The sequence below is a fragment of the Sorangium sp. So ce145 genome (genome assembly GCF_051525985.1).
GTDB classification, from domain to species: Bacteria; Myxococcota_A; Polyangia; order Polyangiales; family Polyangiaceae; genus Sorangium; species Sorangium cellulosum_B.
Genome location: NZ_CP150315.1, coordinates 3,416,636 through 3,432,312, shown reverse-complemented (window position 1 = coordinate 3,432,312; position 15,677 = coordinate 3,416,636). Strand labels below are relative to the sequence as shown.

Genomic DNA, 15,677 nt, shown 5'->3' with positions numbered 1-15,677 from the left:
AGGATACGGGCTCAGCCGCGAGGCAGGCGAGCCAGGCGTACGAAAGTACGCCGCGGCGAGCTTCACTCCGCGGATGATCCCGTGGCGCACGACGATGCGCCCCGCTCTGGGCCGTGTGCGCCTGGAGAGAGGAGGAGCGGACCGTGGAACAGCTCTGGCAGCGCATTTCCGAGGGCCGGCACACGGCCTTGCTGAACGTCGTCCCCGGGGATCCGCCGGCGCGGCTCGGGCTGCGGATCGTGCGCGTGCGCTGCGACGTCCCCGAGATGACGCTCGGACCGCTGCGCGACGCCCGGACCCAGATCGAGCGCCTCGCCGGCGGGGCGCAGCCGACGCTCGATCAGGCGCGCAGCCGCGCCGCCTCGGGGCTCCGGCGCCGCCTCCTCGGCGACGTGCACGAGCTGATGGTGGACGCCGAGTTCATCGAGACCGCGAACCGCCTCGCGCAGCAGGCGGATTGCACGTGGGCCATCGTGTTCGACGCGGTCGAGCACGCCGATCCTGCCACGCTCGACGTGCTGCGCCGGGTGGTGTCCCGCCCCGACGCGCTCCGCGTCCCGCTCGTCCTCTCCTTCCGCCTGCACGCGCCGACCGGCCCCGCAGGCGGCCTGGTCGACGCGATGCGCGCCGCCTGCGGAGCCGACGCGCTCCTCCGGCCGACTGACGGCGCGATCACGCTGACGAGCGCGACCACGCCGCCGCCGCCGCCGCCGCCGCAGGTCGCGGTGCGCGAGCTGCCCGGCGAGGTGCTCCGGGTGCTCCGGGCCGGCGCGATCGTCGGCTCGGGGTTCGAGAGCGAGCTCGTCGCCGCGCTCCTCCGCGTCGACGCGCTCGACGTGCTCGAGGCGCTGCAGCGCGCCTCGGACGCGGGTGTTCCGGTCGAGGACCGCGGCGACGGGCGCTTCCATCTCCCGCAGGAGACCGTCGATACGCTCCGCGGCTCGATCCTCCCGTCGCTCGCCCGCGTGTGGCACCGGCGGCTCGCGACGCTGCTCAGCGAGGAGCGGACCGCTCCGGACGCCCCGGCCGCGCGCGAGCCGCGCGCCGCGCCGGGCGTCGTAGCGGCCGATCACCAGGCGGCCCATGCCGCGGCGGCGCCGGCCCATGCCGCGGCGCCGCCGGCTCATGCCGCGGCGCCGCCGGCTCATGCCGCGGCGCCGCCGACCCAGAGCGCGGCGATCCTCACGTCGACCGTCGAGCGGCAGTTCATCGGCGGAGCGAACCTCGGCGTGCCTCGCGGCGACGACCCGACCACGAGGGCCGCCGCGCAGGCGAAGGCCGGGGCGCCGCCGCTCTCGACGGCGCCGCCGTCCGCGTCGTTGCCCGCCATGGCGACGCCGCGCACGATGGCCGCCGCGCCCCCGCCGCCGGGCCCGTCGCCGGCGACGGCGTCACCAGCGGCCGCTTCGCCCGGCGTGCCCGTCGCCGGCGGGCCGGCCCCCGAGGCCGGCGGCGCGGCGACCGCCGATGAGTGGGAGAAGACCGCCGACCCCACGCTCCCGGTGGCGCGCGGCGGGGTGCCGCGGGCGGCCGAGACGCTGAGGCCGCCGCCAGCCATGGCCCCTGCGGGCGGTGCGTCCATGAGCAACACGCGCCGCGCGCCGCCGCGCGTCACCCAGGACAGGCCCGCGCCGATGGCCACCGCAGGGCCCGGCAATCCCGCGTGGCCCTACGCCGATCTGTTCCACCGCAGCCCCGAGAGCCGCCGCGTCTCGGAGCCGCCCGAGTCCATCATGTTCGACGCCCCGCCCGACTCGCTCGACGCGCCCATCCCGGGGCCGATGCGGGTGCCCCGCGATCTCGCGTCCCTCGGCGGCGCCTTCCCGGACGAGCCGAGCCGCTCGGCCCGCGGCGCCTCGCTGCGCGTCCCTGCCGCGCTGTCCGAGCGCTCGTCTTCCGGATCCCGCCATGCCTTCTCCTGGCCGGCGGCGGCCGACGCCGTCGCCGGGCGCGCCGCGGCCGAGTCGCTGCGCGCCGCGGCGCCGCTCGGCGTGTCCATGTACCCGGCGCCCGCGGCGCCCGATCGCGCCGAGGCGGCGGGCGCCGCGAGCGCGGCGGCGCACGGCGCTGGACGCCACCTCCACGACGTGCGCGCGGCGGCGCACCTGACCGAGGCGGGCGAGCACGAGGAAGCGGCGCGGCGCTACTGCGCGGCCGCGGTCGAGGCGGCTGACATGGGAGCGTACGCCCAGGCGCTGAGCTACGGGCGGAAGGCGCTCTCGCTGCTCGACGGCATGCCGGCCACGCCCGCGCGCCGCCGGCTCCGCATCGGCGCGCTCGCGGGCATCGCGCGGGTGCAATGGCAGGGGGCCGGTCCGGACCCCGCCAGCACGCTCGCGGGCGCGCTCGAGGTGCTCGACGCCGCGCGCGCGCTCCTCGCGCAGGGCGACCCGCCGGAGCTGCACGCCGAGGTCGCCGCGCTCATCGCCGGCGTCTGTTACGACATGGGCGACGCGCGCTCGCTGGAGCGCGCGCTGGAGGAGCTCGCGACCGCGAGCCGCCAGCTGCTCGACGCCGGGGACGCGCTCGGCGCGGCCCGGCTGCTCAACGATCAGGCGGCGGTCCACGTGCGCATGGGCGATCCCGTCCGCGCGACGCACCTCCTGATCGAGTCGCGCCGGACCTTCGAGGAGCGGGCCCGGGTCGATCCGTCGGCGCGCGTCGAGCTCGCCGAGACCGACCACCTCTTCGCGCGGATCCCGCTCCACGTCCCCGCCCGCCCCGGGCGCGAGTCCGACGCGGTGTCGATGGGCCTCGACCACGCGCTCGCCGCGGAGCGCGCCTACAAGCAGCTCGGCGACACCCGGGAGCTCGCCCGGGTGTGGGAGACGATCGGCCGGCTGGAGCTCCGCAACGGCCGTCTCGACCGCGCGACGCAGCGCCTGACCGCGGCGATCGAGGCCGAGGAGGCGCTCGGCGACCTGCTCGGCCTGGCCCGCTCGACGGCCGCGCTCGCGGAGGTGCTCTCGGCGAAGGGGTTGCACCGGGAGGCGCTGGCGGTGCTGGCCGAGTCGATGGTGATGAACCTCGAGAAGGGCTCGCCGCTCGGGCTCGCGTACAACCGCCGCGCCCTGAACGCGCTCGTCCCGAACATCTCGCTCCAGGGCGAGGAAGCCGAGGAGCTGCGGAAGCTCGCGGCGCAGCTTGCGGCGGCGGAAGCGGCCCTCGGCCGCGCGAAGCTCCCCGGCGAGCCCGACTGAGGCGGGCCCGCGCCGCACGGCTTTGACCTTGCCCGCGCCGCGCGGCCTTTGACCTTGCCGGCGTGCGCCCGCTCCGGCGAAATGCGCCGCATGTCGTCCTCCTCGACGCAGCGCGTGCGCCACGGCGCCGCGCGGCGCTCCTTGCTCGGCTTGCTCGGCTCCCTCGCCCTCTCCGCGGCGTGCGCGCCGGCCCCGCCGGTCCCTCCGGCGGCTGCGCCTCGGCCTGCCGCGTCAGCGCCTCCGGCGCACCCTTCGCCCGCTAGACCGCCGCTGCCCGCGCCCGCGCCGGAGCGGCCCGGGTACGCGGGGCACGGCGCGACGAGCGTCTCTCCGGAGATCCTGGCGCGCTACGCGCCGCCTCCGCTCCCGGACGACGTCTCGCGCCGGATCCAGGCCATGCTCGACGTGCGCGCTCCTTCCGGAGGTGTCCTCGGGCCGGATGGCAAGGCGCTCTACTTCACGTGGACGATCACGGGGACGAGGCAGGTCTTCCGGCTCGACGGGCCGCAGCGCTTCCCGCTGCAGCTGACGGGCGGCGAGGATCCGACCGTCGTGGCGGACGTCACGCCGGACGGTGCGCGCCTCGTTCTCTCGCGCGACCGCAAGGGCGAGGAGAACCCCGGGCTCTATCTACAGGACGTGAAGGGCGGCCCGCTCGTCGCCATCCAGCATCTGCCTGGCGTGCAAACGCAGCTCCAGTTCGTCTCCGACGACGGGCGGCACGTCTACTATCGGGCCAACGACGTCAAGAAGGACGCGTATGTCATCTACCGGTACGACATCGCGTCGAGGCAGCGAGAGCCCGTGTTCGATCGAGAGGGCATCTGGCGCGCCGTCGATGCCACGGCCGACGGCCGCCTGCTGCTCGCGAAGGACGTGGGCTCCAACATGAGCGAGCTCTTCGAGTGGGCGCCTTTCGCGAAGGCCGCTCCGGGCGCCGACCCGCTGACTCCCCTCTTCGGGCAGGGCGAGCGCGAGGACTACGAGGCCCTGTACGGCGCCGCCCCCGGCGAGGTCCTCGTGCTCACGCCGCGCCTCGGGGAGCATCGCCGGCTCTACAGCTGGAAGGCGGGGAAGCTCACGCCGATCTCGCCGGAGATCCCGTTCGACGTCAGCGCGTTCTCCATCGATCGGGCGAGGAAGAGGATCCTCTACACGGTGAACGAGCGGGGCTACACGCGGCTCCGCGCGCTCGACGCGAGGTCGCACCGCGAGATCAAGCTGCCCGCGCTCCCGTCGGCGGATCACGTGATCCCGGGCTCGACGACGCGGGACGGCCGTTTCACGACGCTGCTCCTGGAGACCTCGACGTCGCCGGCGACGGCGCATGTCCTCGACTGGACGACTGGCAAGCTTTCGCAGTGGCACGCTCCGAGCATGCCCGAGGTGGCGCCGGGCGCGTTCTCGGCGGCCGCGCTGGAGTCCTATCCGGCGCGCGACGGGGCGCAGATCCCGATGTTCGTGCGCCGCCCTGCGCGGTGCGAGCGGCCGTGTCCCGTGATCGTCCATTTCCACGGCGGCCCTGAGTCCCAGACCAGGGCTGGGTTCAGCGCGCGGGCGCAGATCTTCGTCGACGCCGGGTTCGTGTTCGTCGAGCCGAACGTCCGCGGGAGCGACGGTTACGGCAAGACATGGCTGCACGCCGACGACGGCGCGAAGCGGCTCGACGTCATCACGGACATCGAGGACGCCGCGAAGTTCGTCAAGGCGAGCTTCGGCCACGAGGGCCGGCCGCCGAAGGTCGGCATCTTCGGCGGCAGCTACGGCGGCTATTCTTCGCTGATCGGCATGACCATGTTCGCCGGCGCGTACGACGCGGGCGCCGCCGTCGTCGGCATGAGCAACCTCGTGACGTTCCTCCAGAACACGGCGCCTTACCGGCGCATCCTCCGGATCTCCGAGTACGGTGATCCCGAGAAGGATCGGGACGCGTTGCTCAAGCTCTCGCCGATCACGTACCTCGATCGGGTGAAGGCGCCTCTGCTGATCGTGCAAGGCGTATCCGATCCGCGGGTCCCTGCGGGTGAGTCGGTGCAGATCCAGCAGGCGCTGGAGGCAAGGAAGATCCCGTCCGAGCTCATCCTGTTCGCCGACGAGGGGCACGGCGCGCAGAAGCGGGACAACCAGGTGCTCCAGTACGGGCACCTCGTGCGATTCTTCCGGGCGCACCTCGGGGGCGGGGACGGCAGGTAAGGAGAGAAATGAACCGCCATGGCGCCGAGGACGCCAAGATTCTTTCTCTCCTTGGCGTCCGTGGTGTCATGGCGGTTCTAAATTCCGCTCTCTCCTGGCGGTTTCAACCCGTCGAGCTCCGGCGTGAGCAGCGGAATCGTCACGCGTGCTCGTGCTCGTGCTCGTGCGCGTGCGCGTGCGCGTGCGCGTGCGCGTGCGCGCTGGCCTGTGGGCGTCGCCCGGCGGTGGCCACCGCGGCGGCGCGGGGGGCACGCGGCAGATCGCCGAAGATCTCGGGCATCAACGACGTCTTGCCGTGGAGCCGGAGCACACACTCCACGAGGAGCTTCGCCGCGCGGTAGGTGTTGAGCCACTCGTCGCGCGCGGCCTTCATCTCCGGGGTGATGGTGCGGCGCGCGAGCCGCGTCTTGCGCACGCTCCGGATGAGCGGCTCGAGGGCGTCCCGGGAGCGCTCGAGGTCGGCCGTCCACGCCTCGCGCTCGGACAGCTGCCCCTCGTGCTGCTCGAGCACCTCGATCGCGCGCGTCAGCGCCGCGGCGAGCGCCGCGGGGCGGCGGCGCAGCACGGTGGCGAGCGTCTGGCCCTGGAGGAGCTCGCGGGCCAGCGCGACCCCGTTGGGCCGCGAGGCGGCGTGCTCCACGAGGCGGCGCAGCAGGCCGCGGCCCGCCGCGACCGGGTTGGCCCGGCCGCCCCTCGAGCCGCGGGACGCGCCGGGAGGCACGGGAGCGGCCGTCGCGTCCAGCTTCGCCTTGCGCAGGGCCTCGGTCGCGGCGTCGAGGCGCGCCGTGACGGTGCGCAGCGCCTTGTCGAACCCCGCGTCGACCGGCAGGACGAGCTTCTGGATCTGCGACGCGGTGAAACGGCCGTACGTCTCGATGTCACGCTGGTAGATGTAGGGATCGGGCATGGGAGCGACTCCACCGCGCGCGTGCGCGTTCAGGGCGGGCGCCATCATACCTGTCGCCGGCGCCGACGAAAGGAGTCGAGCTCGCGAGAGCGGGAACGGGGGCGCAGCCGACGACAGCCTGCCGCCGACGTCGCGACCTGACCAGACCCTCGTCTCCAGCCTGCCGCCGACGTCGCGACCTGACCAGACCCTCGTCTCCAGCCTGCCGCCGACGTCGCGACCTGACCAGACCCTCGTCTCCAGCCTGCCGCCGACGTCGCGACCTGACCAGACCCTCGTCTCCAGCCTGCCGCCGACGTCGCGACCTGACCAGACCCTCGTCTCCAGCCTGCCGCCGACGTCGCGACCTGGCTGAGCCCTCCCCTCGCACCCGCCTCAGAGGTCTCGACCTACCCCAGGGCACGCGCCACGACGTAACCCCCAGGTCTGGATCTGGGCGTTCCTTCAAAATTCTACCGATCCCTGGATCGTACCCCCCTCGCGTCCACGGTGATGAGCGCGCGCCACGGTCGCGACGTTCCGGATCCCCCGCACAGGTCCGCCTCACGCGCCCTCTGGATCCCCACGGCCAGGGATCCTGACGTGAAAGGCGGTCCGCGCGCAGCGCCCTGGCTCGGCGCCGTCGAGCCGAGGCGCTCATTCGCAGTTCGCGTTCGGGCAAGGAGTGCACGCAGCGGGCGAGCAATGGCCGTCGACCTCGATATTCCTCGCGCAGAGCGCGTCCAGCACGCTGCCGAACGAGCTCTCGCCGGGGTTCCCCGAGAGAGAGACCCGCGCGCAGGATTGGAACACGACGTCGTTCAGCGGAGACGCGTCCTCGATCAGGTTGTCCGACAGATCCAGTCTGACGATGCGCTGTACGCCCAGGAGGGGTGTGAGGTCGGTGATGGCGTCGGAGCGCGCCTCGATCCACGTGAGACCCGTGAGCCCCGTGACCCAGCTCAGATCCGCGCCGCTCGATCCGATCTCGCTGATCTGCACCACCACCAGCTGCGGGTGGCTGGCGAGCGGGGACGTGTCCGTCAGCGGATTGCGATCGAGCCCCAGGTTCTTCAGCTTGGGCACGTTCGCGGGATCGAGCCCCGCGATCGACGCGATGTGATTGCCGTCGAGCTGAAGGTTCTCGAGGGCTGGAAGCTCCGCTCCGAGGCGCGCGTCCTCGACCTCCGCATCCGCCAGGATCAGCGCCCTCAGGGAGCCGTGGCGCGGCAGCGTCCCGAGACTCCTCACGTCGGTGTTCGTGAAGTGCGCGACGTTCAGGGCCGGAAACTTGGAGAGGCTCGAGAGCTCGGCGATGTGCGTGCGATCGACCGCGAGTTGGTAGAGGGCCTGCACGCCGTCCAGCCCTTCGAGCGCCTCGAGCGGATTGCCCGACAACATCAGGTACTGAAGCTCCGGAAGGTCATTGAGGTCGCCCGTCGACGAGATGAGATTGTCCTTCGCGGACAGCGTGGAGAGCGCCGGGTGCCCGGAGAGCGCACCCAGCGAGACGATCCGATTCTCGTCCAGGTACAAGGAAGTGATCCGCGGCAGGCGCGCGAGGACCGAGATGTCCTCGATCTCGTTACCTCCGAGGGCCAGCTGCTCGGCCGACGTGGCGCACTCGAGGCCGCTCAGGTCCTCGATGCCGAGTCTGCTGAGGATGAGCAATCGAGGAACGGCGACCGCCGCCCCCGGAATCGGCTCGTCGGCGCCGAGGCCAAGCATCTGTCGGAGGCCCGCGGCGAGCGCCGGATCCGACACCTCCAGAATACCGCTGCAGCCCTCCGGAGCGGGCCTGGCGTCGACGCTCGCGCCCGGAGCGCCGCCCGTGTCCGACGCGCTCCCATCGTCGTCGAGGGGGGCGCAGCCGAAGAGGGAAAGGTACGTGGCCAACACGAAGCAGCTTGGCGTTCGGATGAGCATGAGGCGGCTCCAGCAAACCCGATGCCGCCGAGCACGGCCAATTCTGGCGCATCCCGCTCATCCCCCGCCTGATGGGCCAGGCTGCGCCACATCCCTCGCGCCGCGTCGCAGCCGGCTCGCTCGACGGGCGCGTTCGTCGGCGGCGCGCGCCTTCTGGCGCGCCGACCACGGCGATCGCCCCGTTCTAGCGTTTCATCTAGGATTTTATCCCGTAGGATATGCAGCGCACGGACGGGCCCCGTCGGCTGCCCTCGCTCCCGCCCGTGAACCCCGGAGTTTCTGCGGTCGGCACCGGCCGAGACCACCTTGGCATCCGCCCTGCAATACCCCCCAGCGTCCACGCCAGAGTAGCTCAGCGGTTAGAGCGCGAAAACAACTCCGGACGGTGTTCTCCGGCGCGATGAGCGCCGGCAGTGAGCTCCGGGGTTACTTCCCTTCTAAGGACGAGGTCGCGGGTTCGAGTCCCGCCTCTGGCACCAGGGTGCAGCGCGGCAGTGAGCGTCACGGTTCCTTCGTTTCGACACGACCAACCCCGTGACCACCATCCTCCGCGCTGCGCCCGCTTTCTCGAGCGGGGCGCACCTTCAATCTGCGCCCCGCTCTCGACCCCTCGCCGCGCGTGCGTCGAGGATGGAGGTGTCATCATGGCGTTCTTTCAGCATCTCAAGCGTCAGGACAAGCGCAGCGCCGACGCGCACCTGAACTGGATGGGCGGCCGCTCCTACGATATCGCCGATCCGCTGACGCGCCTCCGCCTCGCGGCCTCGTCGTGCTTCTTCGGCGAGCCCATGTATTACCACCGCGACCCCGCGGATCCGCGCCCGGCGAAGGCCGTGAACGCGGCGAAGGCGAAGGTGTCGGCGAAGGCGGCGAAGAAGGCGGCCGCCCGCGCGCGCCTCTCGGACGCCGAGGTGCGGCGCCTGCGCGAGACGCTCGGCGCCGTCGACCCGGCCGAGTGGCGCAAGCTCTCGCCGGCGGCGCTGATCGAGAAGGCCATCGACGAGGCGCTCGCGGCCGATCCGGAGGCGACGCTCGCCGAGGCGGCGCGGCTGCGCGAGGAGGAGCATCTGCGCACGACGCCCCAGGTCATCCTGGTGCGCGCGGCGAACACCGCCTCCGTGCGCGGGACGGGCCTCGTGCGCCGCTACGCGCCGTCCATCCTGAAGCGGGCGGACGAGCCGGCGGTCGCCCTCGCGTACCAGCTCTACCGCTTCGGCAAGCCGGTGCCGAACGCGCTGAAGCGCGCGCTGCGCGACGCGCTCGAGCGCTTCGATGATCACGCCCTCGCGAAGTACCGGCTCGAGGGCAAGGGGAGCAAGACCGTGGACGTCATGAACCTCGTGCACCCGAAGAGCCCCAGCGTGGATCGCCTCGCGAAGGGCGCGCTCCGCGCGACGGGCCGCACCTGGGAGGCGATCGTCTCGGCGCGCGGCTCGAACCGGTGCGCGTGGCGCAAGGCGCTGCCGGTCATGGGCCACATGGCCCTGCTGCGCAACCTGCGCAACCTGATCGAGGCGGGCGTGCCGTTCGACCAGTTCCTGCCGAAGCTCGTCGAGACGGCCGCGGAGGGCAAGCAGCTGCCGTTCCGGTACTACAGCGCTTACCGCGCCGTGAAGGGATGCGCGCCGGGCGCCGTGCTCGACGCGGTGGAGAAGTGCCTCAACCGATCGCTCGGTCAGGTGCCGTACTTCCCCGGCCGCGTGATGGTGCTCTGCGACAACAGCGGCTCCGCGCAGGGCACGACCACGAGCAGCCTCGGGACGATGCAGATCTCCACGATCGCGAACCTCACGGGGGTCGTGGCCGGGATGCGCTCGAGCGACGGGCACCTCGGCGTGTTCGGCGACCGGCTGGAGACCTTCGCGGTGCGCAAGCAGGAGAGCGTGTTCTCGCAGCTCGAGAAGGCGGAGCACCTCGCCCGCACGATCGGGACGGCGACCGAGAACGGCGTGTGGCTCTTCTGGGATCGCGCGATCCGCGAGCGGCAGCGCTGGGACTCGGTGTTCGTGATGAGCGACATGCAGGCCGGCCACGGCGGCCTGTACGGTACGCGGCCGAAGGACTACGCCGACTTCGCCTGGAACGGGCACTACATCGACGTGGCGAAGCTCGTGGCGACGTACCGCGCTCGGGTGAACCGCGACGTGCGCGTGTTCCTGGTCCAGGTCGCCGGGTACCAGGACACGCTCGTGCCCGAGTTCTACGACCGCACGTACATCCTCGGCGGCTGGGGCGAGGGGCTGCTGCGCTTCGCCGCGGCGATGGCGCAGGACTAGCGTCCCTTCCCTGGAGAGCGCGAACCAAGGAGCGCAGCAGCGGGTGCCGAGTCCGCTGCTGCGCCAAGGACGGCCGCTCGATCCGGCAAGCGCCGATCAGAAGCTCAAGGCGTTCGGCGCCCGCGTCGCGCGCGACGTGCGGCGGTGAAGGTCGGCGCGGGCTGCGCCGTCACTCGCACGCGTAGCCCACTCCGCTGCAGTCGTTCGGGCACTCGTCGCAGTAGAGGCAGGAATACACGGCATGGGCCAGGGCGGCGCCCGCCGGGAACGTCTCCGCGCATTCGGCCACGCATTCAGGCTCCAGCCCGCACGTGACCGTGGTGCAATCCAGGTAGAAGATGCATGCGTCGCTGACCGCGCAGGCGTTGAGAGCAGCCGAGCAGTTGCCTCCGAGCGCGCATTGTACACACCCGCTCGTGGAATCTCCGCAGACGCTCGTGTTGTCGCAGACGAGCTCCTCCTCCAGGGCGAAGGCATCTGTAGCCTGGGTCTCGCTGTCACACCCCGCCTCGCCCGGCGCGCAGTCGCTCGCGTCGCCTGGTGCGGCGACCGTGCACGACGCCGTGGACACGGCAGCTCCCGCGGCGACGCAGAACAACATGAGCGATGATGCGATCCGGAAGCGCAAAGCGAGCTTTTTCGTTGTCATTGATTTTCCTCCAGCAGACGTGGTGGCGAGGCGGGCTCTCGACTAAATACATGTCGAAGACAGACCTGTCACCGCCCCACGGCAGCGATAACCTACTCAGCGGATCCGATCAAGCGGCCGCTGCTATGACGCAGCGGCGTGACATGTCACGTGACATCGGAGATCGGGGGCGTGACATGTCACGTGACATCGGACATCGGAGGCGTGACATGTCACGTGACATCGGAGATCGGAGGCGTGACATGTCACGTGACATCGGAGATCGGAGGCGTGACATGTCACGTGACATCGGAGATCGGGGGCGTGACATGTCCCATGTCACGTGACATCGGACATCGGAGGCCCGACTCCGCAGGCCGGCTGTGAAGTGAACGCCGCCCCTTCGATATGTGGGATCGCTCGAGCACCTCCGAGCGATGGAAGCCTGGGTCCCCTCGCGTGTTCTTCCGTGCTGCGTGCGGCGCAGGGTCCTCCGGCTCGATCTCTCGGCCGTCGCGCGGCGGCGGACATCAAGAAAGCGACGCTGACGCTGTACGGCGTGTCATCGGAGCCGGCGCGGCGCGCGCAGGGGGCCGTCTCAGCGACACATCAGGTCGTCCTCAGCGCAGTCCTCGCTCGGCAGAGCGATGTCCGCGCGCTCGTTCGCCAGCCGCGAGCTCCGGACATGGAAGTTGTTCTGGACGAGGCGATCGACCCGCGTGAACATGATATCCACGCTCGAGGAGCTCGGCCCCTCGTGCCAGGCGCTCTGCGCGCCGCCCATGGACTACCCCTCGTCCACCACCCGCGCAGGGCCGCCCTGGAGGTGGATGTTTCCATGGGTGCCGAGGCAACGTCGCTCGGTCCGATGAGCTTCGCATGGAGCGACGCTGTGCGCCCCGACGGAGCGATCGCGACACCATAACGCAACGCGCCGCGAGCCGCCTCACCGACCGGGTCGGGGGCCGCTCACGGCGAGCGCATCACGACGGTAGCGCGGGTTCGGTCAGGCTTTGCCGCCCAGCCCGAAGCCATCGTGCAGCGCACGGACGGCGAGCTCGGCATACTTCGTCGAGACGAGGCACGAGATCTTGATCTCGCTCGTGGAGATCGCCTGGATGTTGATCCCCTCCGCCGCGAGCAGCTGGAACATCCGCGCCGCCACGCCCGCGTGCGTCCGCATCCCGAGGCCGACGATCGACACCTTCACGATGTCCTCCTCGTAACGGATGCTCATCGCGCGCACGCCGCTGGAGACCTTCTCCATCACGAGCTTCGCCCGCGGGAGATCCGCCTTGCCGACGGTGAACGTGACGTCGGCCTTCACCTCGCCGGACGTGCCGCGCGTCTCCAGGCCGTAGCTCGGCGCGTTCTGGATGATCATGTCGACGCTGATGTTCTCCTCGGCCAGCGCGCCGAAGATCTGCGCCACCACGCCCGGCTTGTCGTCGACGCCGACGAGCATGACCCGCGCCTCGTTCCGGTCGAGCGCCACGCCCGTCACCGTCACGCTCTCGAGAGACTGCTCCTCGCTGACGACCCACGTGCCCGGCACGTCCGAGAACGACGACCGCACATGCACCGGGACACCGTACTTCATCGCAACCTCCACGCTCCGTATCTGAAGGACCTTCGCTCCCAGCGAGGCGAGCTCCAGCATCTCTTCGTAGCTGATCCGCTCGATCTTCCGCGCCGTCTTGCAGATGTTCGGGTCCGTTGTGTAAACACCGTCGACGTCCGTGTAGATCTCGCACTCGGCGCCCACCGCCGCCGCGATCGCCACGGCGCTCGTGTCGCTGCCGCCCCGGCCGAGCGTCGTGATGTTGCCCGCGTCGTCCACGCCCTGGAACCCGGCGACCACCGCGATCTTCCCCCCGGCCAGCGCCTCGTGCAGCCGCTGGGCGTCGATCGCCTTGATCCGCGCCTTCGTATAAGCGCTGTCCGTCAGGATCTTCAGCTGGTGGCCGAGGAAGCTCCGCGCCTTGCCCCCCTGCGCCTGGATCGCAATCGCCATCAGCGCGGCCGAGACCTGCTCGCCGGTCGCCGCGAGCGCGTCCATCTCCCGCGCGTCGGGCACCGGCGCGATGTCCGACGCCAGCTTGAGCAGCCGGTTCGTCTCGCCGGACATCGCGCTGACGATGACCACGACGTCATGACCGGCCTGCTGTGTGGCGAGCGCCCGCGCGGCCGCCCGCTGGATGCGCTCGATGGACCCGACGGACGTGCCGCCGAACTTCTGGACGATGAGGCTCACGCGAGGTGTGGCCAACTAGTCCAACACAGACGCCCAGGTCAAGGAGAAATTCGGCAGCGGCGCGCGCCGGGCGAGCCCGTCCCACGCACGACACGCCGCGGAGGAACCGCTGCGACCCCGCCAAACCGGGGATAGCCCGGACAACCGTGCCCGGTGCGCCCCCGATCGCCGGGAATAAACCCCAGGTTCAGCGGCTTCGGGTCGGCGCTGTTGACAGAGATCCACCCGCCGCTACGATGGCGCCGCCTTTCGCCTGGGTAATGGGTGATCCAGGGTGCCACAACGGCGCGTCCGCCGGCCAGGGCGGGGGGGATCGCCAGGGGCGAACGACGGAGCAGGGCGCTCCGCTTCTCAAGGAACCATCTAAGGAGGTCATTTTGGCTAGCGATGTGATGATCGAGGCGAGCTCGCTGACCAAGCGCTATGGGTCGCTGCGCGCGCTCGACAAGGTGAGCTTCGAGGTCCATCGCGGCGAGGTCGTCGGCTTCCTGGGACCGAACGGGGCCGGCAAGTCGACGACGATGCGCATCCTCACCTGCTTCCTCTCGGCGTCGGCCGGGACGGCGCGGGTCCACGGGTACGACGTCTTCGACGACCCGCTCGATGTCCGGCGCAAGCTCGGGTACCTGCCCCAGCGCGCCCCGCTCTACGGCGAGATGAACGTCTGGGAGTACCTCTCGTTCGTCGCCGACATGCGCGGCCTCGATCACTCGCTCTTCAAGAAGCGGATGAAGGGGATCGTCGAGGTGTGCGGCCTCGCCCAGGTGCTCGGCAAGGACATCGGCACGCTCTCCCACGGCTATCGCCAGCGCGTCGGCCTAGGCCAGGCGCTCGTCCACGACCCCCCGATCCTCATCCTCGACGAGCCGACGAGCGACCTCGACCCGAACGAGAAGGCGGAGGTCATCCGCTACATCAAGGAGATCGGCAAGGAGCGGACGATCCTCCTCTCCACCCACAACCTCTCCGAGGTCGAGGCCGCCTGTGCCCGCGCCATCGTCGTCTCCAAGGGGCGCGTCGTCGCCGACGGCCCGCTCGACGACATCCGCGCCAAGAGCGGCAAGGTCCGGTACGTCATCACCGTCCACGAGAAGAAGGTCTTCGAGGGCGGCGACGGTTACCGGTCGGGCGCGCGCAAGCCCCCGACGGCCCAGGAGGTCCAGGAGGCGCTCTCCGGTCTGCCCGGGGTCACGAGCGTCACCGAGCTGCCGACAGGCGACAGCGCCCACAGCTTCCAGCTCCTCGGCGCGCTCGGCGGCGACATCCGGCCCGAGCTCTTCCAGCTCGTCGTGCAGAAGGGCTGGCTCCTCCTCGAGATGCGGCGCGACTCGCAGAGCCTCGAGGACGTGTTCAAGGCGCTCACGCGCGGCGACGAGCGCAAGGATCGCGGCCGCAAGCTGATCACCGACGACCTCGACGATGAGGACGAGGCGAGCGCCGCGGCCGACGACGAGGACGAAGAGGACGAGGACGACGACAGCGCCGGCGACGAGGCCAAGGACGGCCGCGACGGCGACGAGGACGAAGGCGCAGAGGAAGAAGCGCCCGCCAAGAAGAAGGGCTGAACGGTATGAGCACCACCCTGACCATCGCGAAGCGGGAGTTCCGCTCCAACTTCGATTCCCCCCTGGCCTATGTCGTGATCTGCTTCGGGCTGATCGCGCTCGGCGTCATCTTCTTCCTGATGAACGGCGGCTTCTGGCAGGCGGACCGCGCCTCGCTCGTGCAGCTGTTCAGCTGGGCGCCCATAGGGCTCTCCTTCCTCATCATCCCCGTCATCACGATGCGGCTCATCGCCGAGGAGAAGCGGAGCGGCACGCTGGAGATGCTGATCACCCTGCCCGTGCAGGATCACGAGGTCGTCCTCGGCAAGTTCCTCGGCGCGTGGGGGCTCGTCCTCGTGCTCGTCTTCTCGACGATCCTCTACCCGCTGATGATGTTCGTGTGGCCCTGGCACCTCGGCGCGCTCGACAGCGGGCCGGTGCTCTCGGGGTACATCGGCCTCGTGCTCTACAGCGCGGCGGCGGTGTCGATCGGCCTCCTCATCTCGTCGCTGACCGACAGCCAGGTGATCGCGTTCTTCATCACCTTCCTGGTGCTCGGCTTCCTGCACGGCGTGGACAACCTCGCCGACTACGCCCCGTCGCTCTTCCGCGACGTCCTCTCCTTCATCAGCTTCGACACCCGCCTCACGCCGTTCGCGCGCGGCATGGTGTCCACCCGAGACATCGTCTTCTTCCTCTCGATCACAGCGGGCTGCCTCATGGCCTCGTTCAGGGCGCTCGAGCGCAGGAAGTGGGCGTAAGGACCAACC

The 15,677-nt window shown here is 70.9% G+C and carries 10 protein-coding genes and 1 tRNA gene; 6 read left to right on the top strand and 5 right to left on the bottom strand.

From position 1 onward, the window contains the following. Positions 1–143: 143 nt before the first annotated feature. Positions 144–3,200 (top strand): hypothetical protein, encoded by a 3,057-nt coding sequence (locus tag WMF34_RS13175; protein ID WP_437993493.1) that lies wholly within the window; start codon positions 144–146, stop codon positions 3,198–3,200. 90 nt (positions 3,201–3,290) lie between these two features. Further along, entirely contained in the window at positions 3,291–5,393 is a 2,103-nt protein-coding gene (locus WMF34_RS13170; protein WP_437993492.1) for a S9 family peptidase, read from the top strand. 139 nt (positions 5,394–5,532) lie between these two features. On the opposite strand, the gene WMF34_RS13165 is transcribed toward WMF34_RS13170, so the two are convergent. Both WMF34_RS13165 and WMF34_RS13160 read right to left on the bottom strand, forming a co-directional pair. Next, on the bottom strand, positions 5,533–6,300 hold the full coding sequence (locus tag WMF34_RS13165; protein ID WP_437993491.1) for a hypothetical protein: 768 nt from the start codon (positions 6,298–6,300) through the stop codon (positions 5,533–5,535). A gap of 636 nt (positions 6,301–6,936) precedes the next feature. Continuing rightward, entirely contained in the window at positions 6,937–8,175 is a 1,239-nt protein-coding gene (locus WMF34_RS13160; RefSeq protein ID WP_157906646.1) for a leucine-rich repeat domain-containing protein, read from the bottom strand. A 371-nt stretch (positions 8,176–8,546) separates the two neighbouring features. Here WMF34_RS13160 and WMF34_RS13155 point away from each other — a divergent pair. Further along, positions 8,547–8,684 (top strand) — tRNA-Arg (locus WMF34_RS13155). 165 nt (positions 8,685–8,849) lie between these two features. Then, the gene (locus WMF34_RS13150; protein WP_437993490.1) at positions 8,850–10,481 is read left to right on the top strand and encodes a TROVE domain-containing protein; all 1,632 of its coding nucleotides are present in this window, start codon (positions 8,850–8,852) and stop codon (positions 10,479–10,481) included. 169 nt (positions 10,482–10,650) lie between these two features. Here the strand turns inward: WMF34_RS13150 and WMF34_RS13145 are convergent, their stop codons facing one another. From WMF34_RS13145 to WMF34_RS13135, 3 genes are all read right to left on the bottom strand, one after another. Then, positions 10,651–11,130: a hypothetical protein gene (locus tag WMF34_RS13145; protein WP_012235168.1), complete on the bottom strand. Its 480-nt coding sequence runs from the start codon at positions 11,128–11,130 to the stop codon at positions 10,651–10,653. A 577-nt stretch (positions 11,131–11,707) separates the two neighbouring features. Beyond that, the gene (locus WMF34_RS13140) at positions 11,708–11,893 is read right to left on the bottom strand and encodes a hypothetical protein (RefSeq protein WP_044964754.1); all 186 of its coding nucleotides are present in this window, start codon (positions 11,891–11,893) and stop codon (positions 11,708–11,710) included. A gap of 222 nt (positions 11,894–12,115) precedes the next feature. Continuing rightward, positions 12,116–13,363, bottom strand: coding sequence for an aspartate kinase (locus WMF34_RS13135; RefSeq protein ID WP_012235167.1), 1,248 nt, complete (start codon positions 13,361–13,363; stop codon positions 12,116–12,118). 377 nt (positions 13,364–13,740) lie between these two features. On the opposite strand from WMF34_RS13135, the gene WMF34_RS13130 reads away from it, so the two are divergent. Together WMF34_RS13130 and WMF34_RS13125 are read left to right on the top strand one after the other, a co-directional pair. Then, on the top strand, positions 13,741–14,928 hold the full coding sequence (locus WMF34_RS13130; protein ID WP_231864817.1) for an ATP-binding cassette domain-containing protein: 1,188 nt from the start codon (positions 13,741–13,743) through the stop codon (positions 14,926–14,928). Positions 14,929–14,933: 5 nt separating this feature from the next. Continuing rightward, positions 14,934–15,668 carry an ABC transporter permease gene (locus WMF34_RS13125; protein ID WP_012235165.1) on the top strand — a complete coding sequence of 245 codons (735 nt, stop codon included), beginning with the start codon at positions 14,934–14,936 and terminating at the stop codon, positions 15,666–15,668. The last annotated feature ends 9 nt before the right edge of the window (positions 15,669–15,677 follow it).

Coding starts and splice junctions, on each gene's coding strand:
- WMF34_RS13165 (WP_437993491.1), bottom strand. CDS start 6,300: ATGCCCGATCCCTACATCTACCAGCGTGACATCGAGACGTACGGCCGT.
- WMF34_RS13150 (WP_437993490.1), top strand. CDS start 8,850: ATGGCGTTCTTTCAGCATCTCAAGCGTCAGGACAAGCGCAGCGCCGAC.
- WMF34_RS13170 (WP_437993492.1), top strand. CDS start 3,291: ATGTCGTCCTCCTCGACGCAGCGCGTGCGCCACGGCGCCGCGCGGCGC.
- WMF34_RS13125 (WP_012235165.1), top strand. CDS start 14,934: ATGAGCACCACCCTGACCATCGCGAAGCGGGAGTTCCGCTCCAACTTC.
- WMF34_RS13140 (WP_044964754.1), bottom strand. CDS start 11,893: ATGGGCGGCGCGCAGAGCGCCTGGCACGAGGGGCCGAGCTCCTCGAGC.
- WMF34_RS13145 (WP_012235168.1), bottom strand. CDS start 11,130: ATGACAACGAAAAAGCTCGCTTTGCGCTTCCGGATCGCATCATCGCTC.